28 protein-coding genes and 1 tRNA gene are annotated in these 25,860 nt (G+C 45.3%); 10 read left to right on the top strand and 19 right to left on the bottom strand.

Annotated elements, in window-relative coordinates; all coding sequences use genetic code 11:
* Nucleotides 1–29 precede the first annotated feature (29 nt).
* From Ga0451573_RS10075 to Ga0451573_RS10065, 3 genes are read right to left on the bottom strand one after another with little or no spacing between them, the layout of a single operon-like run.
* Complete coding sequence (locus tag Ga0451573_RS10075; RefSeq protein WP_231683844.1) at nucleotides 30–311, bottom strand: BMC domain-containing protein; 282 nt, start codon at nucleotides 309–311, stop codon at nucleotides 30–32.
* Between the two features lie 41 nt (nucleotides 312–352).
* Entirely contained in the window at nucleotides 353–1,594 is a 1,242-nt protein-coding gene (locus Ga0451573_RS10070) for an NAD/NADP-dependent octopine/nopaline dehydrogenase family protein (protein WP_231683841.1), read from the bottom strand.
* Between the two features lie 54 nt (nucleotides 1,595–1,648).
* Complete coding sequence (locus tag Ga0451573_RS10065) at nucleotides 1,649–3,019, bottom strand: glutamine synthetase family protein (RefSeq protein WP_231683840.1); 1,371 nt, start codon at nucleotides 3,017–3,019, stop codon at nucleotides 1,649–1,651.
* 302 nt (nucleotides 3,020–3,321) lie between these two features.
* Here Ga0451573_RS10065 and Ga0451573_RS10060 point away from each other — a divergent pair, with 302 nt between their 5' ends.
* Nucleotides 3,322–3,993, top strand: coding sequence for a transporter substrate-binding domain-containing protein (locus Ga0451573_RS10060; RefSeq protein WP_231683839.1), 672 nt, complete (start codon nucleotides 3,322–3,324; stop codon nucleotides 3,991–3,993).
* 93 nt (nucleotides 3,994–4,086) lie between these two features.
* Nucleotides 4,087–4,782, top strand: coding sequence for a winged helix-turn-helix domain-containing protein (locus Ga0451573_RS10055; protein WP_231683837.1), 696 nt, complete (start codon nucleotides 4,087–4,089; stop codon nucleotides 4,780–4,782).
* Nucleotides 4,783–4,817: 35 nt separating this feature from the next.
* Here the strand turns inward: Ga0451573_RS10055 and ytxC are convergent, their stop codons facing one another.
* The 6 genes from ytxC to Ga0451573_RS10030 all read right to left on the bottom strand — a co-directional run bounded on the left by ytxC (nucleotide 4,818) and on the right by Ga0451573_RS10030 (nucleotide 8,967).
* Nucleotides 4,818–5,753, bottom strand: a complete 936-nt coding sequence (gene ytxC / locus Ga0451573_RS10050) for a putative sporulation protein YtxC (RefSeq protein ID WP_231683836.1) — start codon at nucleotides 5,751–5,753, stop codon at nucleotides 4,818–4,820.
* A 179-nt stretch (nucleotides 5,754–5,932) separates the two neighbouring features.
* Nucleotides 5,933–6,007 (bottom strand) — tRNA-Val (locus Ga0451573_RS10045).
* 65 nt (nucleotides 6,008–6,072) lie between these two features.
* Nucleotides 6,073–7,275, bottom strand: a complete 1,203-nt coding sequence (locus Ga0451573_RS10040) for an ABC transporter permease (protein WP_231683834.1) — start codon at nucleotides 7,273–7,275, stop codon at nucleotides 6,073–6,075.
* Nucleotides 7,272–8,048 carry an ABC transporter ATP-binding protein gene (locus Ga0451573_RS10035; RefSeq protein WP_269438204.1) on the bottom strand — a complete coding sequence of 259 codons (777 nt, stop codon included), beginning with the start codon at nucleotides 8,046–8,048 and terminating at the stop codon, nucleotides 7,272–7,274. The genes Ga0451573_RS10040 and Ga0451573_RS10035 overlap by 4 nt, the downstream gene beginning before the upstream one ends.
* Before the next feature lie 148 nt (nucleotides 8,049–8,196).
* Nucleotides 8,197–8,328: a hypothetical protein gene (locus Ga0451573_RS19800; protein WP_269438203.1), complete on the bottom strand. Its 132-nt coding sequence runs from the start codon at nucleotides 8,326–8,328 to the stop codon at nucleotides 8,197–8,199.
* 309 nt (nucleotides 8,329–8,637) lie between these two features.
* Nucleotides 8,638–8,967: a helix-turn-helix domain-containing protein gene (locus tag Ga0451573_RS10030; protein WP_231683833.1), complete on the bottom strand. Its 330-nt coding sequence runs from the start codon at nucleotides 8,965–8,967 to the stop codon at nucleotides 8,638–8,640.
* 193 nt (nucleotides 8,968–9,160) lie between these two features.
* On the opposite strand from Ga0451573_RS10030, the gene Ga0451573_RS10025 reads away from it, so the two are divergent.
* From Ga0451573_RS10025 to Ga0451573_RS10015, 3 genes are all read left to right on the top strand, one after another.
* Complete coding sequence (locus Ga0451573_RS10025) at nucleotides 9,161–9,385, top strand: hypothetical protein (RefSeq protein ID WP_231683831.1); 225 nt, start codon at nucleotides 9,161–9,163, stop codon at nucleotides 9,383–9,385.
* 74 nt (nucleotides 9,386–9,459) lie between these two features.
* Nucleotides 9,460–9,681 carry a DUF1657 domain-containing protein gene (locus Ga0451573_RS10020; RefSeq protein WP_231683830.1) on the top strand — a complete coding sequence of 74 codons (222 nt, stop codon included), beginning with the start codon at nucleotides 9,460–9,462 and terminating at the stop codon, nucleotides 9,679–9,681.
* A 133-nt stretch (nucleotides 9,682–9,814) separates the two neighbouring features.
* A complete protein-coding gene (locus Ga0451573_RS10015) occupies nucleotides 9,815–10,921 on the top strand; it encodes a mechanosensitive ion channel family protein (protein ID WP_231683829.1) in 1,107 nt (368 codons plus the stop codon).
* A gap of 28 nt (nucleotides 10,922–10,949) precedes the next feature.
* Here the strand turns inward: Ga0451573_RS10015 and Ga0451573_RS10010 are convergent, their stop codons facing one another.
* From Ga0451573_RS10010 to Ga0451573_RS09985, 6 genes are all read right to left on the bottom strand, one after another.
* Nucleotides 10,950–11,138, bottom strand: coding sequence for a type II toxin-antitoxin system antitoxin (locus Ga0451573_RS10010; protein WP_231683828.1), 189 nt, complete (start codon nucleotides 11,136–11,138; stop codon nucleotides 10,950–10,952).
* 12 nt (nucleotides 11,139–11,150) lie between these two features.
* The gene (locus tag Ga0451573_RS10005; RefSeq protein WP_231683827.1) at nucleotides 11,151–11,996 is read right to left on the bottom strand and encodes an SPFH domain-containing protein; all 846 of its coding nucleotides are present in this window, start codon (nucleotides 11,994–11,996) and stop codon (nucleotides 11,151–11,153) included.
* Nucleotides 11,997–12,137: 141 nt separating this feature from the next.
* Entirely contained in the window at nucleotides 12,138–12,899 is a 762-nt protein-coding gene (locus Ga0451573_RS10000; protein WP_231683826.1) for an amidohydrolase family protein, read from the bottom strand.
* Between the two features lie 2 nt (nucleotides 12,900–12,901).
* Nucleotides 12,902–14,242, bottom strand: a complete 1,341-nt coding sequence (locus Ga0451573_RS09995) for a phenylacetate--CoA ligase family protein (RefSeq protein WP_231683825.1) — start codon at nucleotides 14,240–14,242, stop codon at nucleotides 12,902–12,904.
* Nucleotides 14,243–14,284: 42 nt separating this feature from the next.
* Complete coding sequence (locus tag Ga0451573_RS09990) at nucleotides 14,285–16,009, bottom strand: tetratricopeptide repeat protein (protein WP_231683824.1); 1,725 nt, start codon at nucleotides 16,007–16,009, stop codon at nucleotides 14,285–14,287.
* Nucleotides 16,010–16,050: 41 nt separating this feature from the next.
* Nucleotides 16,051–16,668 (bottom strand): hypothetical protein, encoded by a 618-nt coding sequence (locus tag Ga0451573_RS09985; protein WP_231683822.1) that lies wholly within the window; start codon nucleotides 16,666–16,668, stop codon nucleotides 16,051–16,053.
* A gap of 180 nt (nucleotides 16,669–16,848) precedes the next feature.
* On the opposite strand from Ga0451573_RS09985, the gene Ga0451573_RS09980 reads away from it, so the two are divergent.
* From Ga0451573_RS09980 to Ga0451573_RS09960, 5 genes are all read left to right on the top strand, one after another.
* Nucleotides 16,849–17,970 (top strand): 3-dehydroquinate synthase II domain-containing protein, encoded by a 1,122-nt coding sequence (locus Ga0451573_RS09980; RefSeq protein WP_231683821.1) that lies wholly within the window; start codon nucleotides 16,849–16,851, stop codon nucleotides 17,968–17,970.
* 116 nt (nucleotides 17,971–18,086) lie between these two features.
* Complete coding sequence (locus tag Ga0451573_RS09975) at nucleotides 18,087–18,887, top strand: 2-amino-3,7-dideoxy-D-threo-hept-6-ulosonate synthase (protein ID WP_231683820.1); 801 nt, start codon at nucleotides 18,087–18,089, stop codon at nucleotides 18,885–18,887.
* 134 nt (nucleotides 18,888–19,021) lie between these two features.
* Nucleotides 19,022–19,576, top strand: a complete 555-nt coding sequence (locus tag Ga0451573_RS09970) for a hypothetical protein (protein ID WP_231683819.1) — start codon at nucleotides 19,022–19,024, stop codon at nucleotides 19,574–19,576.
* Between the two features lie 18 nt (nucleotides 19,577–19,594).
* Entirely contained in the window at nucleotides 19,595–19,852 is a 258-nt protein-coding gene (locus Ga0451573_RS09965; protein ID WP_231683818.1) for a hypothetical protein, read from the top strand.
* Between the two features lie 118 nt (nucleotides 19,853–19,970).
* Nucleotides 19,971–21,302 carry a phenylacetate--CoA ligase family protein gene (locus Ga0451573_RS09960; protein ID WP_231683817.1) on the top strand — a complete coding sequence of 444 codons (1,332 nt, stop codon included), beginning with the start codon at nucleotides 19,971–19,973 and terminating at the stop codon, nucleotides 21,300–21,302.
* Here the strand turns inward: Ga0451573_RS09960 and Ga0451573_RS09955 are convergent.
* The 4 genes from Ga0451573_RS09955 to Ga0451573_RS09940 all read right to left on the bottom strand — a co-directional run bounded on the left by Ga0451573_RS09955 (nucleotide 21,299) and on the right by Ga0451573_RS09940 (nucleotide 25,690).
* Nucleotides 21,299–22,027 carry a CPBP family glutamic-type intramembrane protease gene (locus Ga0451573_RS09955; protein WP_231683816.1) on the bottom strand — a complete coding sequence of 243 codons (729 nt, stop codon included), beginning with the start codon at nucleotides 22,025–22,027 and terminating at the stop codon, nucleotides 21,299–21,301. The genes Ga0451573_RS09960 and Ga0451573_RS09955 overlap by 4 nt on opposite strands.
* Nucleotides 22,028–22,132: 105 nt before the next feature.
* Nucleotides 22,133–22,849, bottom strand: a complete 717-nt coding sequence (locus tag Ga0451573_RS09950) for an SWIM zinc finger family protein (protein WP_231683815.1) — start codon at nucleotides 22,847–22,849, stop codon at nucleotides 22,133–22,135.
* Nucleotides 22,849–25,500 (bottom strand): DEAD/DEAH box helicase, encoded by a 2,652-nt coding sequence (locus Ga0451573_RS09945; RefSeq protein ID WP_231683814.1) that lies wholly within the window; start codon nucleotides 25,498–25,500, stop codon nucleotides 22,849–22,851. Before Ga0451573_RS09945 ends, Ga0451573_RS09950 begins: the two co-directional genes overlap by 1 nt.
* Before the next feature lie 28 nt (nucleotides 25,501–25,528).
* On the bottom strand, nucleotides 25,529–25,690 hold the full coding sequence (locus tag Ga0451573_RS09940; RefSeq protein WP_231683813.1) for a hypothetical protein: 162 nt from the start codon (nucleotides 25,688–25,690) through the stop codon (nucleotides 25,529–25,531).
* Nucleotides 25,691–25,860 lie beyond the last annotated feature (170 nt).

The following is a 25,860-nucleotide window of genomic DNA, read 5'->3' as shown; positions in this document are numbered from 1 at the left end:
CTTTTGGTAGTTACCATTTTTCTGCACCATTAATCCTCAATTTTAGGCAGAATCCTGTCAACATCTTCATGAGGACGGGGAATCACATGGACCGCTACCAGTTCACCAACTCTGGATGCTGCTGCCGCTCCGGCATCAGTTGCAGCCTTAACAGCGCCTACATCACCGCGTACCATAATCGAAACATAACCTCCGCCAATGGTTTCCTTGCCAATTAGCCTCACGTTGGCAGCCTTTACCATAGCGTCACCAGCCTCGATTGCACCAACCAAACCTTTAGTTTCAACTATTCCTAATGCCTTCATTTCCATTATTTGTTTCCTCCCTTATGCTTTTTTGTTTTTATTTTTATTTAACCGTTTACATACTCCAGCATCGCATCGCGATCAATTTTGGGGAAGCCTAATTTGTCAAGTGTCCTTCCTTCGTTACTGAAGTCCACCGCACACATTGCGCTGCCCAGGTTAATAATCGCATCCATCATCGGGGTCGGGACACCTACAAGCCTGCCAAATTCCGCCATCGGAACCAGGCTGTTAGGAACCTCATCCAGCACATGATAGTATGCCAGGAAATGCTTAGGCGCCGAGAAGCCTACATAATAGTGGTTATTCTGCAGCACATCATAAAGGGTATCGCCGTCGATATCATAACATTCCTTATACCACTGCTTGGCCGAGGTCGGTTTCAGACCAAAGGCCTTCACAATAGCTACCTTTTCATCATCAATACCCTGCATAACCAGGTTACACATAGTCGGTGAGATGATATCCCGGTAATACCTCAGATCCTGGCCCTTGGCAGCAAGGTCAATGAGACCGGTGTTCAGGAGCATCGGAGCCGGATGTACTACCATCCCATGATTGTTCAGACTGGTTTCCAGGACATTGGCTGCCGCCTTGTATTCGGGGTAAACCTTGTTTACCACAGCTAATGCAGCCTGGGTATCTTTTGCCGGCAGGGCGGCAAACTTAACCACATTTTTAACCTTCATAATCTCAACATGGGCCGGACCCCTGCTCTCAACAGCATATAAGAAGGTCTGGGCTTCTGACAAAATAAACTTGGTCTTTACAGCATACCTGTTCAGGGTAGCCCTGAACTCCAAAGCGCCGCCGGTACGACCGGGACTCAGAACCAATATCTGTCCTTCCTTTAAAGAACCGCCTATTAATGATGCAATTGTTTTATGAGCCAGAGCAGGCATGATTACGAAGATCAGGTCCACATCGCGGACCGCTTCATCCAGAGAGCTGGTCAGCAGTTCAATGCCGCCGTCTTCCATTTTGGCAAATGCCTGGACATCACCCTCCATTTTAATCCCGCCGCGTTCCCTGACAGGGGTCAGTTCCTTCTCAAAGGGACTGTAAATATTAACCGGAAAACCTCTGCTGACAATATGTCCTGCAGTTGCTAACCCGCCGTGGCCTGCTCCCAGGACAGCTACTTTCACTTTACCTTTGCCGGCATTATAAGCAGGTGCATTGTTAAAACTGGGCGCATAGCCGCCACTCTTCGAAAACGCCTGGGGACTACTTTTTTGCAGTTCATTAATCACTGAACCAACAATTGACGCGATTTCCGTATTATTCATCTGTTATGGTCACCTCATTTATCCTTTTAGGAATTTTTTTAACATCAAAACTGGTTATGCCATTTCCATATACCTTTTGCGTTCCCAATCAGTTACTGATTTTAGGAAAACCTTAATTTCCCACAGCCTTGTTGACAGGTAGTGGTCAATAAACTCTTCACCGAAGAATTGCTTGGCTACCTCACTGCCTCTTAAGGCTTCTATTGATTCAGTAAGGTTTTGGGGCAGCGGCTTGGCTATTTCCGGAGGTAAATTATAGCCATTTTCACGGACCAGCAGTTTGGGAGGCTCAATCTTGTTCATTATGCCATAGAGACCGCCTGCCAAAAATGCAGCGGTTACCAGGTAAGGGTTGCCATCAGCGCCGGGAGTTCTGTTCTCCAAACGGGCACCCTTGTTTGAAGAGGCAATAACCCGGCAGGCCACAGTACGGTTGTCTATGCCCCAGGTTTCATTAAAGGGAGCATAGGACTCTTCGACAAAACGCTTGTATGAATTAATGGTTGGTGCATACAGGGCTGTAAACTCATGTAGTGTAGCCAGAACCCCGCCTGCAAAATACCTCATGGTATCAGATATGTTGTGAGGATTATTGGTATCATAGAAGAGGTTTTGAGTCCCATTTAAATCCCAGAGACTTTGGTGGATATGGAAAGAGTTGCCCGAAATTCCTTCCTGCCATTTTGCCATAAAGGATGCAAACAGGTTCTTCTCAACAGCAATTTCCTTAATATAGGTTTTGTAGAGAACCGTCCGGTCAGCCTGTTCCAAAGCATCAGTGTATTTAAGGTTAACCTCAAACTGCCCGGGACCGTATTCCGTATTACAGGCCTCCAGTTCAATATTGTACTGATCCATACGACGCCTGACTTCACCGATGATGTATTCTACCGCTGATGACCTGACAAGGTTATAGCAGTGAATCCCCGGAAGCAAAACTTTGGGATTTGAAAATTGTTTCTCATTCATGGTTTTGAGTGTTTCATCAAAAAGGTAAAACTCCAGTTCTGATGCTGAATAAGGCCGGAAGCCAAGTTCATTGGCCTTGGCGATAACTTTTTTCAGGACTGATCTGGGGGCAATGTTCAAGAGTTCACCGTGTTCAGTGTAATAATCACAGAGTACAGAGGCGGTTTTTTCCTGTCCGGGCACTACCCGGAAGGTATTCAGATCCGGGACAGCAACAATATCACCATACCCGGTATCCCATCCGGTAAACTTCAGGGGAACTTCATAAATCTGATTCTGGATATCCCAGCCAAAGAGCACGTCACAGAAACAGACCCCCTTGTTCCAAGCGGAACCCAAAAACTCTCTGACCGGTATTCTTTTACCCCGGTATACTCCGTCAATATCCACTCCGCCGAGTTTGATTGTGTCAATTTGTTCCTTTTCAATAATTTCCCTCACTTGGTCAATGTTCAATTTTCCTCCTCCTTTCCGGTTTTGGTTCTTTATCCGCCTAGGCTAAAGAAATAAGGCTCTACCCTGCACATGGCAAATCCGGCCTCCTTTCCAAATATCGAATAATCTGAATTACTACAACCATAGTAGCACACTAATATCAAAATAAATGCAACTGAAAGTAAAATACTACGAAAGTAATAATAAACTTTCAGACAACTTGCAGGAAATTCTATAGACTACTCGAAGTTAACAGTAAATATCAATAAGTGCTCGTAGTTAAACCAAATATTAGTATTACTGAAAAGGAGGAAACAGCAGCGGTGAAAAGCTTTGTAACAGCCAATGTAATTCCCTACCGACCGTTTGCCTGGAAAAATGAAATAACCGGAAAGGTAGAGGGTTTTGATGTCGATATAATTAAGGCAATCGGAAAAGAAATAGGTATCAGTGTTAATGTTCAGGCAACGACCTGGGAAAAAATATTCTTTAACCTGCTGGAAAAACAATGTGACCTGGTAATTGCCGCAATGACAATAACCAAGCAAAGACTGGAAACAATTATTTTCTCAGATTCATATCTGACAGCGGGACAAATAATTACGGTCCCCAAAGACAGTACCATTAAAAACCTGAATGACCTCGAGCAAAAAAGTGTCGGGGTTCTGAAAAATACCACCGGTGATTTTATTATGAAAGATATGAAAGAACTGCATCACCTGAAAATCAGAAAATATCCTTCTAAAACCAAGGCCTTTGCCAGCCTGCAGAACGGTGAAACCGATGCTCTTGTGATAGACCTGCCTTTGGCTCAATATTTCATTAAAAGCCATCCGGACCTCGAATTAACCATTGCCTGTAACATGTTTACAACTGAAAATTACGCTATTGCCTTTCGCAAAGAGAGTCTGCAATTAAGAGAAAACATAAACCAGGGGCTGCGAAAAATTAAAGAAAATGGGATCTACCAAGAGATTCTGGACAAGTTCTTTTAGATGCTCCAAACCTGTACCCAGACCATAGATGACATTCCTAACGCCAAAATGGCAGTTCTTAGAGACCGCAAAATGGGCTAAGGGGGAAAAACATTGATAGGCAAGGTTTTACTTATTGACAGTGAAGCCGAAAGCCGCGACCTGGTCACTATTTACCTGACCCGGGAGGGTTTTCTGGTGGTCACCCATGGAGAAGGGACAACTGCTCTTGATATATTCGATAAAATCCGTCCGGATCTGGTCATTCTGGAGGTTAACCTTTCCGGACTGGACGGTTATGAGGTATGCCGAAGACTGCGTTATAACACACAAGTACCGATAATATTTCTTTCGCATCGTTCCGATTTAACAGATATAGTTCTGGGCCTGGGCCTGGGAGCCAATGACTACGTAGCTAAACCGTTTAACCCGGTCGAGTTGGCAGCCCGTGTCAGAGCCCAACTGCTGCGGTATAAGACCTTATGTGAACAATCCGTGACAAAACCCAGCATCCTCAGATTCAATGATCTCGAAATAGATATTAATGCCCGTGAGTTAAAACAAAACAACTCCAGAATTGACTTATCTGCAAAGGAATTTGACCTTCTGGCTGAATTAGCCTCCTGTCCCAATAAGGTATTCACTATAGAGGAGTTATTTGAAAAGATATGGGGATATGACAATGATGCTGACTGCAGGACAGTAACAGTACACCTGGGAAAGCTCAGAAAAAAGATAGAACAGGATCCCTCCTCGCCGCATTATATAGTTAATGTCCGCGGAGTTGGTTACAAACTGAAGACAAATTAAGAACTTCCCGGAACCCTCCCGGGAAGTTCTTAATTTCACTGCTTTCTTTCCCTATTACCCTTGATCTTTCCAGCCTTGTCACAGATTTTGCATCCATCACAAAACTTCACTCTGTCCCCAAACACACTCTTGATAGTTTCCGTAGCTCTGGCGGAACTGCTGTCATGCTCCTTATAGTGTAGTATTACGCTGCTTGGCGCAATTGTGATTAATGCACTGATAAGCAAATCCTCATAATTTATCTCAGAATCTCCTGATTCAATTAAAAACCCGTCAAGGTACTCGCTGCTGATATTTTTGTTATTTCCGTCAAGAAGTTTAAAATACCCCGAAGGCAGTGCCAGTACCTGAACTGTTTCCAGCCTTGGTTCCTGTATTTCGACAAAATACTTAAGCAGTTTTATGAATTCTTTATACTCCTTTTCCAGCATAAAATCATCTACGGCCTTATCAGCTGCAGTGTAAATCTCCTGAAGATAATCCTTCAGCCGGAAGCGGATAAAACCCTCAATAATCAGGCGGTCATTTGTATGCAGGTACTCAATAAGCTTCTGCAGAACCAGGGCCTTCCTGCTCAGGTAGTGTACAAACGCGTCATCATCAGGCTCAACACCGTGATTTAAGTGATTTAACGCAATATCGTAAATTACCTGCTGTTCCTCAGGCAAAAAATAGTAGTAGTTGTTCTTGATTATGTCCTTGAGCAGACCCTTTTCCCAATAATTAAGGATTATTTCGGAAACAACATTGGCAATATAGTGTTTGAAAATCGAGCGGGTTTCTTCCTCTGAATAACTTGAGTTTCCATAATCAGCAATATTATATCCTAAAAATGTTAAACCCCCAGTTGGGGGAGACTCTTCAAGAGATACCCTGATACCATCATTCTGCAGCATTGCAAATTCTGTATCCAGCTTACTCTTAAGCATCTCTATGTTCTCCCTGGCTCCAATAGAAAAGGATGCTTGCAATTGTTTCACCCCCATTTGCTAATAGTATATGAGAAATTATTTTTTTGTATACAATACATTAAAAGGTCATTGCGGCAAGCATATCTACCAGAAAAAATGAGATATTTCCTTCCTATTAGTTTCAAATGCAAACGTTAAAAAAGCTTGCGGAAATTAACCGCAAGCTTTGATAATCCAATTGGTGGGCGAGAGAAGAATTGAACTTCCGACCTCTTCCGTGTCAAGGAAGCGTTCTCCCACTGAACTACTCGCCCACAAAAAGCCTATTTGATTTGTACCACAATATTATTATATATATTTTAACTGTAATGTCAAGGCATCACTCATACCTTAGGGCATGAATAGGGTCCAGACGCGCAGCCTTACGCGCAGGATAAATCCCGAAGAACAAGCCCACAAGCAGCGCAAATATAAAGGCAGCTGCTATCGACCAGGGAGAAATTACCGTCGGCAGCCTGGGAATGACCCGGCCAAGCAGCAGGGCTCCCAAAAACCCGGCAGCAACACCCAGCAGCCCGCCAAGGGCGCTAATAAATATTGACTCCAGTAAAAACTGAAACATAATATCTCTTTTTTTGGCTCCCACCGCCTTCCTGATTCCGATTTCACGGGTCCTTTCCGTAACTGTCACCAGCATGATATTCATGATACCTATCCCGCCCACCACCAGTGAAACCCCGGCAATTCCTCCCAGCATTCCGGTCAGGGTCCCCATAATTCCCTGAAAGGTATTCAGGATATCTTCCTGTTCACTGACCACAAAATCGTTTTTCTTGTGCCTGCTGCCGATAATCCTCCTGGTTTCTGCAACTGCCGTGCTGACCAACTCCGGCCCGTCCGCCTGGACAAACATCATATTCACCTGATTGGTATCAAGCATTTCTTCGGCTACAGTTATTGGTATAAATACCCTGTCATCATTATCAATCGTTAGGGTAGGACCTTTTTTCTCCATTACCCCAATGACCTCAAAACCAGCTTTATTTAACATGATATTCTTGCCCACCGGGTTTTCGCGGCCAAATATTTTCCGGCTCACGGTGTCACCGATTACTGCCACATGCCTGTAACCCCTAATGTCTCCGATTGTAAAAAAGTCACCGGCAGCCAATGGGGAATTACGGACTTCTCCATAACTTGCTGTTGTCCCGCTTAAAAGAGTCGCTTTTGTCTCACCCTGATATTCAACATTAGCGCCACTTTCAATCAGAGGTGCCACACTTTTTACCGCATCTGAATTACGTTCGACTGCAAGGGCATCCTCATATGAAAGTTCGCTAACCGCGGCCCCCATGGAGCTGGCATTCATGCCCACAGCGCCCTTCCCTGGAGTGACCAGAACCAAGTTTGAACCAAGGCCCTGGATTTGGTCGGAAATGGATGATTTGACACCTTCGCCAATGGAAACCAAGGTAATAACTGAACCGACACCTATAATTACACCCAGCATAGTTAAAAGTGACCTCATTTTATTTGAAACCAGGCCGCGCAAAGCTATCCTCAATGCTTCAAATATTTTCAAAAACCATCCCTGCCATTCCACTCATGAGGTTTTTCAAAGCTCAAAACTCCGGGTCGTATTTCATCAGGAATTACCCTTTGGTCTTTTTTAATTCTGCCGCCCGAAACATCAGAGACAATTTCCCCATCTCTGACATAAACTATTCTCCGTGTCTGAACAGCCACATCACTGTCATGTGTCACCACAACAACCGTAACCCCAATACTGTTCAGGGTATCAAAAAGCTTGATAACTTCAGTTCCAGACCGGGTGTCCAGATTACCCGTCGGCTCATCTGCCAGGAGAACTGCAGGATGGTTGACCAATGCCCTGGCAATTGCCACTCTCTGCTTCTGTCCCCCTGAAAGTTCATTGGGGTAGTGATTCATCCTATCCTTCAAGCCCACAACCTCCAGGAGTTCCTTAGCTACATTACGCCTCTTCCGGGCAGTGATTCCGGCATAAACCATGGGAAGCTCGACATTGGCAAGCGCTGTTGACCTGGAAAGCAGGTTAAAGTTCTGGAAAACAAATCCTATATATTGATTGCGGAGGACTGCCAGTTCATTATCATTGAGACTGCTGATATCCCTGCCTTTAAATTCATAGACCCCAGAAGTGGGGCGGTCAAGACATCCGAGAATATTCATCAGAGTTGATTTACCTGAACCTGACGGTCCCATTATAGACAACATTTCACCTGAGGCTATGTCCAGGCTGATGTGCTTCAAGGCCGAAACCCGGGTGTTTTTGAGACCATAAAATTTGAACATATTTGATATGTGTATAATCATTTTTACTCCGGTCATCAGTTTATTTTTAGTTAGTTTTACCTTAACCGGCGCTCTTATTCAACCTGAGTATATTAAGCATCGCTGCCCTGAAAAAATGCATAAAAAAACCTCATCCTCTATTTGGATGAAGTTAATTGTAACATATAAGCTAACTGACTATTCTCTGTTCATCAATGATTGGTGTGGGGCACATCTCATCATTAAAACTGCCTATCTGACCGTGACATCCGTTCTTGTATTCCTCGCACTGTTGACAATTAATACAAGCCTCTTCACACATCTTTCACCCCTCCTTTTTTGAATGCAGTCTCACTTTATGAAGTGGGAGTCTTCGTGGTGGGAGCTAATGGATATAAAAAAGAGCCCTTTAGAAAGGGCTCTTGGCCTACCAAGTAGGAATGTTACAGTTTTCACATTTTCATTTTATTACTTTCATCTGCAAAAGTCAAAGCAGCAGAGACAAAAAAACCACCCCTAAGAGGTGGAATTTAGGGATTTCAGAAGAATGAGATTCTCCTCCTCATATTATCACCAATTTCCAGCTAAGGGTTAACCGGTACTTTATTCCATCCGATCAAATTCCATCCCTTTAATCCTTTTTGTTATGCTTGATTATCGTTTTGGTAACTTCGATAACTGTTCTGATTTCATGTTCTGATTTCTCCCGGACCAAAAAAGCCAGTTCATCGACAAGGGATTTGGGGGCAATCTTATAGCTGTCTGTTAATAACTGATCAACAGTGACACCCAATGAATTAGCAATGTTTACGACTGTCTCCAGACTGGGCTTTCTGTCGCCTCTCTCTATTTGACCCAAAAAAGATACAGAAATATTGGCTTTCTCGGCCAAATTTTCCTGAGTCATTTTATTGAATATCCTTTGTTTGCGGATCCGTTCACCCATCATTCTATAATTCATGATGTCAACTCCTTATTGAATCAACAAAATTCATGCATCTGACAGCTATCGGGTTAAATATTACCATATCATTAAATAATATCTTATACCCAATAAGCGTTTTTAATACTTGCCACAAGCGTTAATATGGTGTAAAATAGTTTTACTAGTTTATTTTGTCATTAATTACATTTTTAAGGAGTTGTTTTTGGTTATGCACAGCAGTTATACCACCTGGAAAAAATTCAGGCTGACAGTCTCCGGTTCTCAGGCAGGAGATTTGCTTGTAGAATATTTTGGCAGTGAAAGATACCGAAAATATAATAGGCGTCCCTGGAATTTTACATATTATAATGGCGACCGGACTTTGCTCAACCTGGATGAATTCAAGGAAATCTCCCTAAGATTTGAAGTGGAAATACATTTCAATATAATATAAGTATTCTATGAGTTTTATAAGTAAAAGATAATACTGTCTCAAAATAATAGTTTTCAAATAGGAGGTTATTTATTTTGACAGTAGGAGATAAAATCCATCAAACCCTGGCCAGCCTGGAAGGCGCAGCAGCCAACCTGAAAACATTTGCCCTGGAAACCAACGACCAGAATGCGAAGCAGATGTTCAATGATCTGAGCGGCCAGGTTGAAACGATCTCCAATTCCCTTAAAGGTCGTGTCAATTATGTTGAGCAGCAGGAACCACAGTACAAAATCCAGCAGCAGAAGCAGCAGTAACTCATAACCTAAAGAAGCCTTTGCCTTGTGTGAAGGCTTCTTTGGATTTACGGAGCCAAAAAATAAAAGGAATCATCCTAATACCGGCGTATATGTTTAAAAAGGCTTTGAATAAAGTACAGGGGGGATGATTTTGCTCGAAAAACTGGATTTCCTGAAAACTATCAACTATTGGTTCCTAAACAAACTGACACCCGGATTAACCGTGGATCTGTTGACAGCGATCGCTATTTTAACCTTTTTTATGGTGTTCAAAAACACTCTTTCCGGCTTTATAATTCGTATTTTCACCCGTGTATCCGGTAAAACCAAAACTGCTTTTGATGACCATATTATTATTTCTTTTCAAAAGCCGCTGCGCTGGTTATTGGTTCTATTGGGATTTTACCTGGCATTGGCTTACCTGCCCTTAGGTCCCGGATTTGACCTGATGCTGTTAAAGATTTTTCGCTCAGGGCTGATAATTCTGGCAGCATCCGGATTCTATAGCCTCGCAGGGAGCTATGACCTCCTGCAGGATGACCTGGAAAAGATATTTGGACGGGAAATTGACAAAATACTGATGCCCTTCCTGTCAAAGGTCTTCAAAGTAATTATAGTCGCGCTGGCTCTGACTATTGTGGCTCAGGAATGGGATTATGATATCAACAGTTTTATTGCCGGTCTGGGACTGGGAGGTTTGGCCTTCGCACTGGCTGCCAAAGATACGGTATCCAACATATTCGGGGGAATAGTAATTATAACAGACAAACCCTTTTCTATGGGAGACTGGGTTCATACCCCAAGTGTTGAAGGAATTGTTGAAGACATCAATTTCAGAAGCACCAGAATAAGGACCTTCGCCCAAGCTCTGGTTACCGTCCCAAATGCTACTCTCGTTAATGAACCGATAACGAACTGGACCCGCATGGGCATCAGGCGCATCACTTTTAACCTGGGAGTTACATATTCCACACCGCGTGAAAAGCTGCAAAAATGTGTGCAAAACATCCGTTCCATGCTGGAATCCCATCCCGAAATAAACAAGGATTTTATCCTGGTGAGGTTTGATTCTTTTAATGAAAGCAGCCTGGACATTTTTCTTTATTTCTTCACTAATACAACAAACTGGGCTGAATACCTGAAAGTTAAAGAAGACATCAACTTCCGAATAATGGAAATCCTGGAATCAGAGGGTGTATCTGTGGCCTTTCCCAGTACCAGCATCTACTTTGAAACACCTCTTGAAGGAGCCCAATGACCAATTGAGGCTGCCCTGGCGGGCAGCCTCAATTGTCTGGTTCTGTATCTTTGGCTTTAATAGTCCCTTTCAGTCTTCCAGCCTTTTTGGCTGATTCACGAAGCAGGAATTCAATATGGGCATTTACACTGCGCAGTTCATCAGCAGCCCAGTGTTCCAGCGTTTCATAAAGCACGGGGTCGATTCTGAGCGGAAAGCTCTTTTTTTTACCGGCCATATCCGCTGCCTGTCAGTACAGGCTTCCTGTGTTTATCACAGGCTGTGCTGCCCGTTCAGAAACAATGGCTACCAGCAGGTTATTTACCATAGCAACTTTCCGCTCTTCATCCAGTTCCACGACATCATCCCTAATCAGCTGTTCTATAGCCATCTGAGCCATACCAACAGCCCCTTCGACAATTTTTTTCCTTGCGGAAACAATCGCTGATGCCTGCTGCCTCTGGAGCATAGCATGAGCAATCTCAGTTGCATAAGCCAGGTGGGTCAGCCGGGCTTCAATTACCTCAACCCCGGCCACTGAAAGACGTACCTGCAGTTCAGTTCCAAGTTCGGCAGCAACCTCTTCTGCATTTCCCCGCAGCGAATAACCTCCGTCATCTTCAAAGCTGTCATACGGATACCGTGTCGCAACATGGCGTAATGCCGTTTCACTCTGTATCTCCACAAATTCCTCATAATCATCAACATCAAACAGGGCTTTTGCTGAATCCACTACTTTAAAAACAACAACAGCAGCAATTTCAACAGGATTGCCCTCAACATCATTCACCTTCAGTTTAGCGCTGTTGAAATTGCGCACCCGGAGGGAAACCTTTTTCCTGATACAGAGCGGTACTGTGAGCCACATCCCGCTGTCTCTGACAGTACCAAGATACCTTCCAAAAAAGGTCATGGCCAAAGCCTTGTTCGGCTGGACAACAATTACTCCCGAAGCCAGAATGGAAGCAACTATCACAAACAGAACACCCGTTACCGGCTTAAAAGCAATGAATGCTGCAACTGCTGCCGCCATCAATGCCATAAAAATGAACACTGCCAAAAAACCGTTAACCTTCCACGCCTTAATCTCATTCATAAAACCTGCCCCCTATCGCTTTATCTGTTTTTGATATATTTATGATATCACTTTGATATACCTTTTGTCAATGGGCAGGATTAAAATACCAGTCTTAGTCCCAATTCTCTTGCATAATTCAATGCCTTTTATACTCTTGATTTAACTAATGCCCAGCAGGGTCCGGATATTCCCGCCAAGGATTTTTTCCCGGTCACTTGCAGGCAGTTTCAGTAGTAAAATTTTTTCTAACTCAGCCTTGGGGTGACTCAACGGGAATTCAGAACCATACACTATCTTCCCGGCCCCGGCCCGTTTTACAGATTCCTGGAGATGCAGAAAATTACCTGTTGAGGTTTCCAGGTACAAATTATCCAGGACAGCCGCAGCCTCAAGACCTTCCACATCTGCCGGCCCAAAACCCATGTGGCCCAGGATGAAGTTGGTTTTGGGGAACTGGCGGGCCAGGGTGACAAACCGGGCTGTGGCAGCGCCGGGACTGTATACCACATGAGTATATACCGGAAAACCATATTCTCCGCAGCAGGCTGCCAGGTTGGCAACAGCCTTGGCGGCAAAGGAAAACTGGTGGCTCATGGGTGAGAGCTTTAGGCCCCGGTATCCTGATTTAAGGCCGTTCTCCAGATTTTCCAGGGCATTATCGTCATGCGGGTCAACACAAATCAGGCCCCAAAGCGATTCCTGATGAGCCTTGCAGGATTGCTGCACATAGGAATTATCCGGAACCGGATTCTCGGGTTGGGCACGGCCGGTAATATAGTCGGTCATTTTCCTCACATCAAGCATGCCTCCGGGGACAACCACACCTTCTGCAATCCCAGCCTCCTTAATCTGTTCCAGGTAAAGCCCCACATTGCCGTAAACAGTGTCAGAAATGTGGGCATGGGCATCAGTAATTTTCATTTTTAATCATCCTCCCAGACTACCCTTACGGTTTTTTGCTGTGTGCGGGGGATTTTTTCCAACAGCTCAAATTCGCAGGGGATGCCAATCCCATACTCCATCTTACTGGCCAGCTTTTCCGCAAGCTGTGGTGAGGCCTTGACACCCGTGGCCATTTCAGCACGTATTTTCAGTCTGTCAGAACCCTTGGTTTTGGCAATAAACTGATACCAGTTGCCCACCTCAGGAAGCCTCATGAGGAATTCTTCAAAATAATAAGGTGAAAAAGAGACTCCCTGAATTTCTAATTGGTCAACCAGTCTCCCTCTCAGGAATAGTCTTGGTAAGGCCACCCCACAGCTGCAGGGATTGGGTTCAATATAACCCAAATCACGGGTCCGGTATCTTAGCAGGGGGGTATCGAAGCGAAGCAGGCAGGTGGCCACTATTTCCCCGATTTCCCCCGGTTCAAGGACTTCACCTGTTTCAGGGTCAATGATTTCTACAATTACATGGCCCAGCAGCAGGTGATAGCCGTCGTGAGCATCACACTCGACTCCTATTCCGCCGACCTCAAGGGAACCATAGTAGCAGTTGGCGGTGGCGCCCCATATTTTTTCTACCCTTTTCCGGAATGAAGGAGAACACCCTTCACCCGTCAGCCACATCTTTCTCAGGTTCAAGTCCGGTATGGCAAATCCCGCCTCTTCTGCTGCTTCAGCCAGGGTAATGGCCCATGACGGGGTCGTGATAACTGCTGTCGGCCCTAAATCCCGCATTACCTTGACAGTCTTTTCCGGGGTAGAATAGGCCCCTCCCTTACCGGCAGGCATTACCGTTGCCTGGCAGGCATCCATGAAGGTTTTATGAAAGGACAGGCCTGCCGAACTCATTTCATAAGGCAGGGCATTGATACACAGGTCCCCGCGCTCAATGGGCACCAACTCCGGGTAACCCGGCGCCATTTCATTAGGGTAGTAATCCCTCCAGGTATAGGGAATATAGACCTCTTCACCACCTGTAGTACCGGTGGAAACACTCACCAAGGCAACATCCTCCCGGTCACAGGTCAAAAGCTTCCACGGGTCGCCCCGCAATTCTTCCTTGGTTACAAATGGCAGTTTGCTTAAGTCTGACAGCTCTCTAATATCCTTTGGGGTTACTCCCGCATTTTTCATTCTATTTCGATAAAACTCACACTTTTCATAAGCCCGGGTTACTATCTCTTTGAGTGCATCCCGTTGAAAATCTGCAATCTGAACCGGAGTCATGTTTTTATCTGGAAAATTTTCATCGGTAAAATACTTTTCCAGTACCGCCGGTTTATTCATCTGTGACATTCTCTTTTCAAACTTGGAGGCCACAATAATTTACCCCTCTCCCGATTATTTTTTGATTACCGCTGATTACTCAGAATCCTGGGATTTCCCCTCCAGTGATGCCCACACCTTCCGGGCCCGACCGGTCTCGCCAATTCTCTGGTAGGCCGCTCCCAGGTCATAAAGAACCTGCCGGTAAAATTCTTTGGGGAAAATACTCTGATCCTTTTTATAAGCCTGAATCAAAAACCTGAAATCCTTGACAGCCAATCCGGTCATGTGAAAAAAGTTTTCCGGCAGGTTATAAGCCATGTAGCCGCGTAAAATTCTTAATTGAAGGTTGTTGGGATCACGTTCGGCTGCCTCCTTGACAATTTTAAAACCCTTAATGCCATTTCCGAACATATCTCCGGGATTTGGGGAATACCATCCCGTCAAAGCCAGGCTGCTGCCATAATAAGCCTTGGCCAAAAGATTCCCGGGCTTGGCTTTAGATACCCCTTCCAGTAAGGCTTTGGCTATCCTGGCCGCTTTTTTATTACCTGCCACCCCAAGGTCATGCAGCCTGATCCCTTCCTGCAGCACCTGTTTCCAGTTCATCCCCTTGACCTTTTCCGCATCAAAATCAATTTCCTCCGGGTTTTGTTGATGCAGGTATTTTTTCTCACCTGTCAGGTCATGGAGTTTCTCCCAGACCATTCCGGCTTCTTCCTTCATTTCCAGCCGCTCATAAACCTGGCCCAGCTTTTCTTGAATCCCAAGCCAGGTTTTTTGGTCAAAAATGGTCTGATCCTCCTGATAACGCTGCAGCAAATACTCATAATCCCCCATGGCTGTAGCCGAGCGGCGGAAAAACTGTTCAGGCAGCCGATGGCTGTGGTTGGCCCGTAAAAGCCGGATTTGGATATTTTCCGGATTTCCGTTAACGGCCTTGTCTAAATCGATCAGGGCTTTGATGGCATTGCCAAATAACAGGGCATGATCATCAGATACACGTCCCGCCATTGACAGGCAATCAGCATGGTAAGCCCTGAACAGGTTATTGCCGGGGTCTTCCCTGACCGCTTTTTCAAAATACGCCAAAGCCGCAGCCACTTCTTCCTTGCTCCCGGAAGCTGCCCGCCGGTGCATTTCCCGGGCTTCTTCCAGCTTTTTTGAGCTTTCAGGCGCTTCCACAGCCCCCAGCCTCTGTCCCAGCCTGAGCCCCGGTCCCTGCCCCAGCCTTTGACCGAAACCTGTCATCCACTGGGGAATATGGATTCCCTCCTGTCTGAGCCGGTTTAGGTATTTGGGGTCCCTGGTCTGAAAGAGGAGTTTTTTCCATACCGCTTCAGCTTCCTCATCCCGCCCCAACTGCTTGTAGGCTGACCCTAAATTAAATATGGTTTCCACATAAAACTCCTTGGAAAAAACCCGCTTATTGCGCCGGTAACAAGAAACCAAAAACTCGAAGTCTTCAACCGCGGTATGCAGCCGGTGAAAGTACATCTCGGGAAGGTTGAAGCATACATGCCCCCGCAGGATGCGAATCTCAACATTATGTTCATCCTTGGATACAGCGGAATCCAACAGCTTTAACCCGGCAACAGCCAGCCGGAACTTTTCGTCAAGATCCGCGTGGTCTCTGCCCAATAAAGCCGTGGCGCTTCCTAAATATGCTTCAGCCAGATGCTGGTCCGGATTTTCCGACCACATTTTTTCGAACATCCGGCAGGCCTTTGGAACAGCTTCCTGATCCCCCTTAACCCCAAGGTCATGAAGCTCTACGGCTGCAGCAAAAGACTCACTCGGAGCTTTGCCTGTGTAAGTCATTGTTCTGCCTCCCTCAGCAAATATTAGGTTACTTTGCCTGGTTATCTCCATCTGAAGCCTCTGAACCTGGGTCTGCCTGAGGTCTCACTGCCGGCCTCAAACCCTTCTCGTTTAAGGAGCTCAACATAATCAGGGTCACTGGTAACAGATAAGAGTTTTTGCCAGGTTAAATGTGCCTCCTCGATGCGCTCCAACTGCTTATAATCAATACCCAGTTCGAAAAGAAGCTTACAGTAAAAATCGCGCTTCAATAGTTTTTTATTTCTTTCATATCTGGAGATGACATAGGTGAAATCCTCTATTGCGGTCCCCAGGCGGTGGAAATATATTTCCGGCAGCCTGTGGCAGACAAACCCCCGCAAAATGCGTATTTCTATGTTATCCGGCTCCTTGGAAACAGCACGGTCCAGTATCTTCAGGCCGTCAAGGGCCAGTTTAAACCTCCTGTTAGGTTCTATTTCATCACGCCCCAGCAAGGCCGTAGCGCTTCCCAGGTAGGCTTCGGCCAAGCAGTCCCCGGGATTATCGGCACATATTTTCTTAAACATTTTATGGGCCTTTTTAACCGCATCCTTATCACCGTCAACACCGGTATTGTGCAGATTTACCGCTGTGGTAAAACTGTCCGCTTCAGGCCTTTGATCATGTTTATCAGCCACTGTTCTGCCTCCTCCATGATAATTTAACACTTTCGCTCTAATATAATATTTATTCGTTAACATAAGAAATGGTGAACGTCTGCCGCCTCGCTGAATAAAATATTATGGAAAGTTACCATAAGTATTTTTTAAGTATTTTTTGGCAGGCTTTCACTAACAACATTTTGGGAGTTGATACCATTGGCGGATAAAAACAGAGAGACAAGTTCACGGCAAATATGGTTTGATGGCCGAAAAGTTCCCCCGGAACGCCAGGACATTTGGAGCCTGATAAATAACTCCCCTATCCGGAAAATAGTCGTCAATAGCGAACAGCGCCTTTCGGAAAAATTTCCTTTGAAAACAGAACTGATTACGGAAATCAGTAATCAAGTAGACTTAAATGTGGTCAACACCGGGGAAACAGTACTTTCAACCGATCAGAATCTCCTGTATCTGGCAAAAACGCAGGGATGCCAAACCTGTATTTGCATCTCTGTTTCAGGAAAGGAGGCCCTGGAACAGTCCTGGCAGGATGCCCTGAAATATGACTATCTCATTGTGGACTTTGACCTCCCCACCAACATTCCCCTGGAATTGATTATTGCCCGGCTGCAGGACAGCAGCACTGTACTCCTGAAACAGGTAACCACCTTTGCAGAAACTGAAGTGGTTTTCGGTGTGCTGGAAAAAGGCAGTGATGGCGTCCTGTTTTCCAGTACCGATATTAATGAAATTATGAAAGTCAGCGCCTGCCTGGATGGTCAGGATGTGGGAAATATTGACCTCAATTCAATGACAGTCAGTGAAGTCCGCAATATCGGCATGGGCTTAAGAGCCTGTATTGACACTACGGCAATGATGGCACAAAACGAAGGGATGCTGGTAGGCTCAACTTCTCAGGGTGGCATCTTTGTCTGTTCCGAAACCCACTACCTGCCATATATGAACCTGCGTCCTTTCCGGGTAAATGCCGGCGCCATCCACTCCTATATCTGGATGCCCGGCAATGCTGCCGAGTACCTCAGTGACCTGGCCGCCGGAAGCAAGGTGCTGTGTGTCAACACAGAGGGGATTTCGCGAACCCTGACCGTGGGCCGGGTTAAGATGGAGGTCAGGCCCCTGCTCTTAATCAAAGGAGAAGCAGCCGGCAAAGAAATTAATGTTATCGTTCAGGACGATTGGCATATCCGGGTCATGGGGGCTGACGGCTGCCCGATGAATGCCAGCCTTATCAGGCCGGGAGACCAGCTTCTGGCCTATGTATGTGAACCGGGCCGGCATGTGGGCATCAAGGTTAATGAGACCATTATAGAAAAATAATTCTAGGCTCCCGGAAATGACCGGGAATGAAAAATATGGTGAAGTGTTGTACTGATTTTCCACACTTCACCATATTCCGCGGTCATTTCCGGAGCCAACTAGGAGGTAGTTTTATCATGACAGGGAAACAAATTCGTCTGAAACGTCTGTTCAAGCATTCGGACCGCTTATTTATTGCACCAATGGACCACGGGGTTACTGTCGGTCCGGTACAAGGGTTAACGGATATGCCTTTAATGGCAGGGCTGATCCGGGCGGGAAGAGCCGATGCCGTGGTGGTCCACAAGGGACTGGTGAACCAAATAACCGACTGCCTGGGAGCAAATGGCTGTGAGTTAATTGTGCACCTCTCAGCCTCAACATCCCTGGCGCCGGACCCCAACCGCAAAGAATTGGTTTCCTCCGTTGAGCACGCCATCCGCCTTGGGGCTACAGCAGTATCGGTCCATGTCAATTTGGGGAGCGCCGGTGAACCGGCAATGCTGAAAGACCTTGGGATGATAGCGGATAGCTGTGCATCTTGGAGTATGCCGCTGCTGGCCATGATGTATGTGCGGGACGGCAATAAAGAAAGCGAATACGACCCGGCTAAAATTAAGCATGCAGCCCGGCTGGCCGAAGAAGTCGGGGCTGATATTGTGAAGGTTAATTATACCGGTTCGGCGGAAACCTTTGCCGAGGTTACCGGTGCGGTAAAAATTCCGGTAGTCATCGCTGGAGGACCCAAAATGTCATCAGTGAACGAACTCCTGGACATGATTGAAGAATCAACAGCAGCCGGCGCCAGGGGTGTGGCTATAGGCCGAAACCTGTTCCAGCATCCCGACCCGGCCCGTTTAGCCCGCATAATCCGGCAAATCCTTGACCAAAAGCCCCTGAGACAGCGCAGTGAGAAGATTGCCATAATTAACTTCTGATTAAAACAACTAATTTCACTTTAAAATCACAATTCTCATGGATTTATAATATTATGTAGCATGATTATGTAACTATGCAATATTGCAATTCGGCATACCGTTACATCAGATTTGTTTGAAAGGAGAAATTCAAAATGCCGAAAAAGAAAAAGCCGGAATTCCCTATACCCAGTCAGGATCAATGGCAAACCATGTTTGCCGGAATGAATATGTCGAAAAACGGTGAAAAGTATTTTAAACCCACCAAAGACGGCTGGAGTAAGATTTTCGGTGATATTGACCTTGTTCCCGCCCATCAAAAGGGAGCTGAAGCTGAGGCAAAAGGTGTGAAGAAGAATTATATGGCCCGTTTCTTATCACCAATGTCAGGAGTGATGCAAACAACCGAAATGGAGATAAAACCCGAGCAAAGGTATGAAGTCAGCTATCAGGCGGCTACCAACTCCAGCGCCGGTTTTCTGGCAACAACAGTAACATTCCTGAACAGTAACAATACACCACTGGGAATCCCTTCTTCCGGCGGAGTGAAATTAAGCACCCTGGAAACAGGATCTTATTCTCCCATATCCTTTGCCACTTGCCCTGCACCGGAAGGTGCAGTCAAAGCCCAATTGTCATTTGTGGTATTCGGTCTGGAAGCAGATAAATATGCCGATATAGACACAGTCAGTTTTAAAGTAATTTCCTGAATGAAAGGGGGTTTTACAATGAAGATAATGCTTTCAATTAATGCAGACGTGCAGGGCACTCCAAAGGCTGAAGAATTAAAAGATAAGTTGGTAGAACTGTTCAAGCAGTATGGTCTCGATGGATCTGTCAGAGGGGATAAATACCCGTCGGGAGTATCATACACCGCTGCTTATCAAAAGAAACAAAAGAAGGCCGCCAAACCAAAATATGATCCGAAATATGATCCCAGTCAGTATTTCAACGCAACCAAAAAGCAAGAGAAAAACGAAGTATAGCCAGAGCAAAAACAAATTTATAACTACCTGATGCGTAAAGCCCCTGCCCCAAGGTCAGGGGCTTTAGGGCACAAGGCTCTATATATTGAGCTGACTCTAAGTATGTGAGGCGTTAGAAATGCAAGAAATTCATGAAAACCTGTTTCTCAGTCCGGAGAAATTAAAAATACTGCAATTGGAGCGTTTCAACCAAGCCCTGTACAGGTGCCGCAGTGCAGAGCTGTATCGCCGGAAACACAGCGGCTGCCCGTTACAAATCAATACCCTTGAAGAAATTGTGCAGTTTCCCGTTACCACCAAGGAAGAACTGCGCCAAAGCGCTCCCCTGGGGACTTTGGCGGTATCCCCGGAGCAGGTGGTTGAGTATCACGAGTCTTTTGGGACAACCGGAGAGCCGATTTCCGTTTGGCTGACAGCTGCTGATTTTGCCCGGTGGACCCAGCAGATTGAGTACTGTGCCATTGATTTTAGCCCTGGGGACACGGTACTGGTCCGCTTCCCTTATGCCATATCTGACCCGGCACATATTGTCCAGTCTGCTGCCAAAAAACGCGGGGCATGTGTCGTTCCCGTCAGCAGCCGTACGGTTGTCAGCCCACACACCAGGGTAATCAAACTTCTGCATAAACTGAAGGCCACAGTTATTGGCTGCCTGCCCCTGGAGGCCATACTGCTGGCTGAAACTGCCAAACTCATGGGATATGACCCCGCCAGGGATTTCCCCCATCTCCGGGGTTTCTGTGTGGCCGGTGAAATGCTGACAGATTCCCGGAAAGCGCTGATCGAGAAACTCTGGAATGCCAGGGTCTATAATATGTATGGGACAACCGAAAACGGCAACATTGCGGCCGATTGTTCCGCAGGCCGGCTTCATGCTGCCGAAGACCACTTTCTGCTGGAGGTTTTGCATCCAGTAACAAATAAACCCGTCCCTCCCGGGGAACGAGGCATTTTGGCTGTGACCACCCTGACCCTGGAAGCCTGTCCCCTGGTACGTTATGTGACCGGAGATATCGTCACCCTAACCCCCTCCGGTTCCTGTTCCTGCGGCCGCACCGGTCAAATTTTGCAGCACCTGGGACGTTACAGTGACAGGCTGGAAATTAACGGCACCACAATAATACCGGGAGATTTACAGGAAGCTGTCCTGCAAACTCCGGATGACCTTATTGGTTCACTGTGGATGATAGGGGTTACCGGCAGCGGTTTGGTAATCAGGGCCGAAAGTGAGCACCCGGGCGCTGATACCGCTTCCGCCCGGGCCTTTTTGTCCGGCAAATTGAAGATACCGGTAAAACTTGAACTCGTACCTATTGGGGAGATGTTTGACCGGAATAAGCTCTTAGAAGTGTCACCAGTCATCAAGCCGAAATATGTGGCCAATTGGACGGCCGAAAACCATTATCCCAGAACACTGGGCCAGCTGCTCAGCGGATACCATACTTTTTAGCCATTTAGGTTGTATTTTCGTGACTTAAGCCATACCCATACAGGAATCAATATGACAAATACGGATAAGTACATTAAGCGAATCTCAGGATACATAATAGCTGCTACTTCCCCGGACTGGATTAAAACATTATATGATGCGCCAACCCCCCAAAAGAATGGATATATCAGCAATACACTGCTGCCCGCCCGGTAAACCAAAGCATACATTAGGCCGACAAAGAAGAGGAGCAGGAATTCGGGCTGGAAACCAATGTGGTGGAAAGAATAAAACCCGGCGGTTAATAATACTGCAGGAATTAATCCAAAGGCCTGTTCAAACAGGGTTCGCAAAAAACCGTAAAAGAAGATTACTTCAAAAACCCCGGTACACAATATTAACAGCATTGTCAGCGCCGTATCAGGGTCAAATCGGAAACCCTCAGGCGGCACCCAATATACAAATATGCCCAGCAGAAACAGACCGAGAATGAGGTTGATGGGTGTAAATACCTGCCATCTGTGAAGAGTCAGGCCAAATTCAGCAAAGCTGCGGCCTGACCTTTGTATGTATAACAGGGGAAACAGGATTCCGGCCAGACCGACCATGCCAATATCGTGAATCACAATACGAATCCAGCTATCGGGGCTGAAAGGAAGCATCAATACAGACAAAAAAATAATCACGAGCCCAGCCGTGACAGCAACAAAGGTTTCCTTTGCAGGCTGCCATTGAAAGAATTGCATAAATAACCCCCCTTAGTGCAAGAGTAAAGACCTCCGGTTATATATGAATATATGCAGTACAGCCGGGAAAAGTCACTATCTTTTCTTTCATTGTGGCAAGCTTGTTCAGAGCCCGAATATATCTAATATATCCTCATCTGCAATTTCTCGCTTGCTTTTCTTACCTGCATTTTTCAGCATGCTTTCCAGTTTTCGTTCAATTGATTTTCTGACAAGTTCTTGCCCATCCAAACCCCTGAGCTCGAAAAAGAGCATGGGATTCAAATCCAATCTGGCGCCTATGCCATATAATACTGCGGTCACATGCTTGCACATGCTGGCCCAGTCAGGACAGCTGCAGTCAAAATGGATTTCTTTAGGTGATGGAAACATACCATACTTTCTTTCTGTAAATAAAACCGCTAATTCCTCAGGAAATTTCCCCTCAACCAGTTGTTCGAGTGAATCGATTCTATGATTGCATAATGCCGTGACCTGCTCCCATTTCTCACTGCTTAAAGTATCGATTCGGATATTTACATCATAGGGCTTTGCTCTGCTGCCATGCACCTTGGCCGCTGCCTTCCCTTCAGATAACTTCAAATCCAGGACGGTATTGTTGCGAACATAGCTTTTACCCCTGGCGATTCGGTTTCCATAGTCTGCATAGCTTTCCAGATTCAAATTCCACGCCTTGCCCCACCAGCTTCTGGCCAGTGTTCTCCCTTCTATGATTACCGGTTCAATCTCGGGATTTTTCTTTTTAAGTTTCTCCAGCGCCTTAAGCGCCCTTGCTTTTTTTTCTGTTACCGATTCATACCTTGGGAATCCATAATAACCCATTATACGTCACCTCCCAAAGCAAACATTTTCATCAATTCTTCATTATTGTATTCTGTGATCCACTGTTCTCCACTGGAGCTTAAGATATCTCCTGATAATTTCTGTTTTTCTTGAATCATAGCATCTATCTTTTCTTCTATGGTGCCTTTTGTAACAAACTTGTGCACCATGACATTCTTTGTCTGGCCAATACGGAAAGCCCGGTCTGTGGCCTGGTTTTCAACAGCCGGATTCCACCATCTGTCAAAATGAATGACATGATTGGCCGCTGTCAGATTAAGTCCAACACCGCCCGCCTTAAGAGAGAGCACCATATAAGGTACATAATGCTCACTATTAAACTCTTTCACCATTTCATTTCGCCTTTTCACAGGCGTCCCACCGTGAAGCACGAATCCCTCTTTGGAAAATATGCCACTTAAAAAATCCGAAATTGGTTCAGTCATCTCCCTAAATTGGGTGAAAATAAGAACTCGTTCTCTTTTCTCGTATATCGTTTTACATATTTCTCTCAATTGTTCAAACTTGCCGCTTTGTTCTGATTTATATTCTTCTCTGCCCAGATATTGATCCGGGTGATTACAGATTTGCTTGAATTTCATAATGCTGGCTAAGACAAGCCCCTTTCGCTCAATCCCTTCAGCCTTTTCCAATTTTTTTGAAATCTGTTCAATTAGCTGCTTATAAAGGGCAATTTGTTTCCTGGACAAGGTAGTATAAGCGTTAATTTCAAGTTTATCCGGCAGGTCCGCGATGATACTTTTATCGGTTTTCAGCCTTCTCAATATGAAGGGTTGGATCATCTTGCGTAACTTGGCATATCCGCTTATGTTTTCAGCAAGCCCCTTCGTAAAGTCAGTAAATTCTTTGGTTGTTCCCAGCAGCCCCTGATTAAGAAAATCGAATATTGACCATAGGTCACTTAATCGGTTTTCAATCGGTGTTCCAGTCATTGCAATTCGCATTTTAGCGGGGATTGCTTTGATGGCTTTTGTCTGCTTGGTTCCCGGATTCTTGATGGCTTGTGCTTCATCCAAAATCAAACATTCCCATTGTCTGGTTTTTAGCGCTTCTAACCTGACCGCCATACCATAAGTGGTAATATATAAAAATTTCCCCTCCCTGATCTGAAGCGCTTCTGAGCTTTTCAAATCACTTTTATGCAGTATCTGATAAGGCATTTCGGGAGCGAATTTTTCGATTTCCTTCTGCCAGTTTCCAATCAGGGAGGCTGGCAGAATAAGAAGCGCCGGTCCACCATTATGGACTCTGCGATATTCTAAAAAGGCAATCATCTGAACCGTTTTGCCCAGTCCCATGTCATCTGCCAAGCAGGCGCCAAATCCCAATTGGGACATCAGATTGAGCCAATGATATCCAGTTTCCTGATATACCCGTAAATTTGCATGAAATGAAGGCACAGCGCTGACTTTTTTATTTACAGCGGGATAAATCAGACTTTCCTTCATCCTTCTGAGCCATTGACCGTTAGAAACTGATATATCAATCTCATCCGTTGAGACAGCCAATAGCTGATTCATATTTAATTCCAGTCTCATGGCATCTCCAAGAGACAAGATTTCATCTTTTGTTAGGTCCTTTACCTTGTCAAAGGCCTGAAGCACAGCTTCCAATTTTCTTTTATTAACTTCAACCCATTTTCCCTTATATTGAACCAGCCCCTCCGCCATGTCCAAAAATGCTCTTAATTCCTGCTCTGCGATTACCTCATCTCCAATATTTAGAGAAGGTAAAAAATCCATAATGGCATCTAAGCCAACCTTGGATGGCTCTTTTTCTCCCACCGCAACCGACAGCCGGATGGAATTGTTTCTTTTACGCCACCAATCTGGCACTCGACACATAATCCCAGCTTCTTCATAAATCACTATCTCCTTTAAAACTGTATACGCCTCTTCTGCTGTAAGCTTTAGAGGCGAGAACAGTTCACCACTTTCCAGTAGTTCCGAGATGAAGCTGCTCTTTTCGGCCGCCTTGATAACCGTTGAAATAAGCGAAAGTAATTTCTTTTCGTCCCCTTCAAATTCTGCTAATGCATTTTTCAGGGGTGTGTGTACCGCGCGCTTGCTTTTCACCGGTTTTGTTGAATAGGTAGCCATAAAAGCAAAGGGATACTGCTCTTCCATATTTTCAACCAAGTGAAAAAATACCCTTCCGACTACATTGATATTAGCGTTATGCTCGGCGAAATACCTGGCAACCGTACCGTCATAATTCCTAATTTCCAACTTGAAAACATTCAATAACGCTTCCCATACCGTTCGAATCCAATCATCGTTAACATATTCCATCCCAATGACAAATGGGAGATCTTCCTTAAGCTGATATAGCTCATCTTCCAACAAATCAATTTGTACGGCATCCCGGTTAAATTCAATTTCTGACTGTTGGCTTAGTTTTTTTATCAGCATTTCTGCAATATGATGGAGATATTCAATCGAAGGTGAAAACCATTTCTCCTTCTGTAAAAAACCAAGATGAAATAAGGCCCTGTATCTGTCAGTTTCAAATGCCCCTAGCCATGTACTTAGTGCATCCGCTGGTTGATTTGGGATATCCTCGATCACAAAGCCTTTCGGCAAAAAGCAGGCATTTAATTCTGGTATTTTTTGTGTTTTTAGTCGTGTCATATATAATAATCTCCCATTTTTAGATATCTCACTTGCACCAGCAATCCATCTGCCTTTTTATCCTCTTTGCTTCTTTCTGTATTTCTTCAAGCCTATCTCTACAACCAAACTTGCTGGCATTTTTATGGTGGCAATGGAATACCAATGCTCTCTTCATCGCCGTTTTTTCAAAATCAACAGGCGTTTTCATTGATTCACATCCTTTGATTATATATTACTGTTAAAAGGGCCTGTTAGCAAGGAATACAAATAACGGGATGCAATTTCATTTTTTCTGCATCCATGGCGCAAAATAAAAAAGCCCCTAAAGGCTTTATTTCAAGTGATGCCCGAGACCTGGATTGGTCACGCCAGTCTTTA

It is taken from the genome of Phosphitispora fastidiosa, from assembly GCF_019008365.1.
GTDB lineage: Bacteria > Bacillota > Thermincolia > Thermincolales > UBA2595 > Phosphitispora > Phosphitispora fastidiosa.
This window is presented reverse-complemented; position numbering and strand designations above follow the sequence as displayed.

Bases quoted from the DNA above. Each gene is read 5' to 3' on its own strand.
- Ga0451573_RS10075 (WP_231683844.1), bottom strand. From the start codon at position 311: ATGGAAATGAAGGCATTAGGAATAGTTGAAACTAAAGGTTTGGTTGGT.
- Ga0451573_RS10070 (WP_231683841.1), bottom strand. From the start codon at position 1,594: ATGAATAATACGGAAATCGCGTCAATTGTTGGTTCAGTGATTAATGAA.
- Ga0451573_RS10035 (WP_269438204.1), bottom strand. From the start codon at position 8,048: ATGATTATACACATATCAAATATGTTCAAATTTTATGGTCTCAAAAAC.
- Ga0451573_RS19800 (WP_269438203.1), bottom strand. From the start codon at position 8,328: ATGTGTGAAGAGGCTTGTATTAATTGTCAACAGTGCGAGGAATACAAG.
- Ga0451573_RS10030 (WP_231683833.1), bottom strand. From the start codon at position 8,967: ATGAATTATAGAATGATGGGTGAACGGATCCGCAAACAAAGGATATTC.
- Ga0451573_RS10025 (WP_231683831.1), top strand. From the start codon at position 9,161: ATGCACAGCAGTTATACCACCTGGAAAAAATTCAGGCTGACAGTCTCC.
- Ga0451573_RS10010 (WP_231683828.1), bottom strand. From the start codon at position 11,138: ATGGCCGGTAAAAAAAAGAGCTTTCCGCTCAGAATCGACCCCGTGCTT.
- Ga0451573_RS10005 (WP_231683827.1), bottom strand. From the start codon at position 11,996: ATGAATGAGATTAAGGCGTGGAAGGTTAACGGTTTTTTGGCAGTGTTC.
- Ga0451573_RS10000 (WP_231683826.1), bottom strand. From the start codon at position 12,899: ATGAAAATTACTGATGCCCATGCCCACATTTCTGACACTGTTTACGGC.
- Ga0451573_RS09990 (WP_231683824.1), bottom strand. From the start codon at position 16,009: ATGACTTACACAGGCAAAGCTCCGAGTGAGTCTTTTGCTGCAGCCGTA.
- Ga0451573_RS09975 (WP_231683820.1), top strand. From the start codon at position 18,087: ATGACAGGGAAACAAATTCGTCTGAAACGTCTGTTCAAGCATTCGGAC.
- Ga0451573_RS09970 (WP_231683819.1), top strand. From the start codon at position 19,022: ATGCCGAAAAAGAAAAAGCCGGAATTCCCTATACCCAGTCAGGATCAA.
- Ga0451573_RS09965 (WP_231683818.1), top strand. From the start codon at position 19,595: ATGAAGATAATGCTTTCAATTAATGCAGACGTGCAGGGCACTCCAAAG.
- Ga0451573_RS09960 (WP_231683817.1), top strand. From the start codon at position 19,971: ATGCAAGAAATTCATGAAAACCTGTTTCTCAGTCCGGAGAAATTAAAA.
- Ga0451573_RS09955 (WP_231683816.1), bottom strand. From the start codon at position 22,027: ATGCAATTCTTTCAATGGCAGCCTGCAAAGGAAACCTTTGTTGCTGTC.
- Ga0451573_RS09950 (WP_231683815.1), bottom strand. From the start codon at position 22,849: ATGGGTTATTATGGATTCCCAAGGTATGAATCGGTAACAGAAAAAAAA.
- Ga0451573_RS09945 (WP_231683814.1), bottom strand. From the start codon at position 25,500: ATGACACGACTAAAAACACAAAAAATACCAGAATTAAATGCCTGCTTT.
- Ga0451573_RS09940 (WP_231683813.1), bottom strand. From the start codon at position 25,690: ATGAAAACGCCTGTTGATTTTGAAAAAACGGCGATGAAGAGAGCATTG.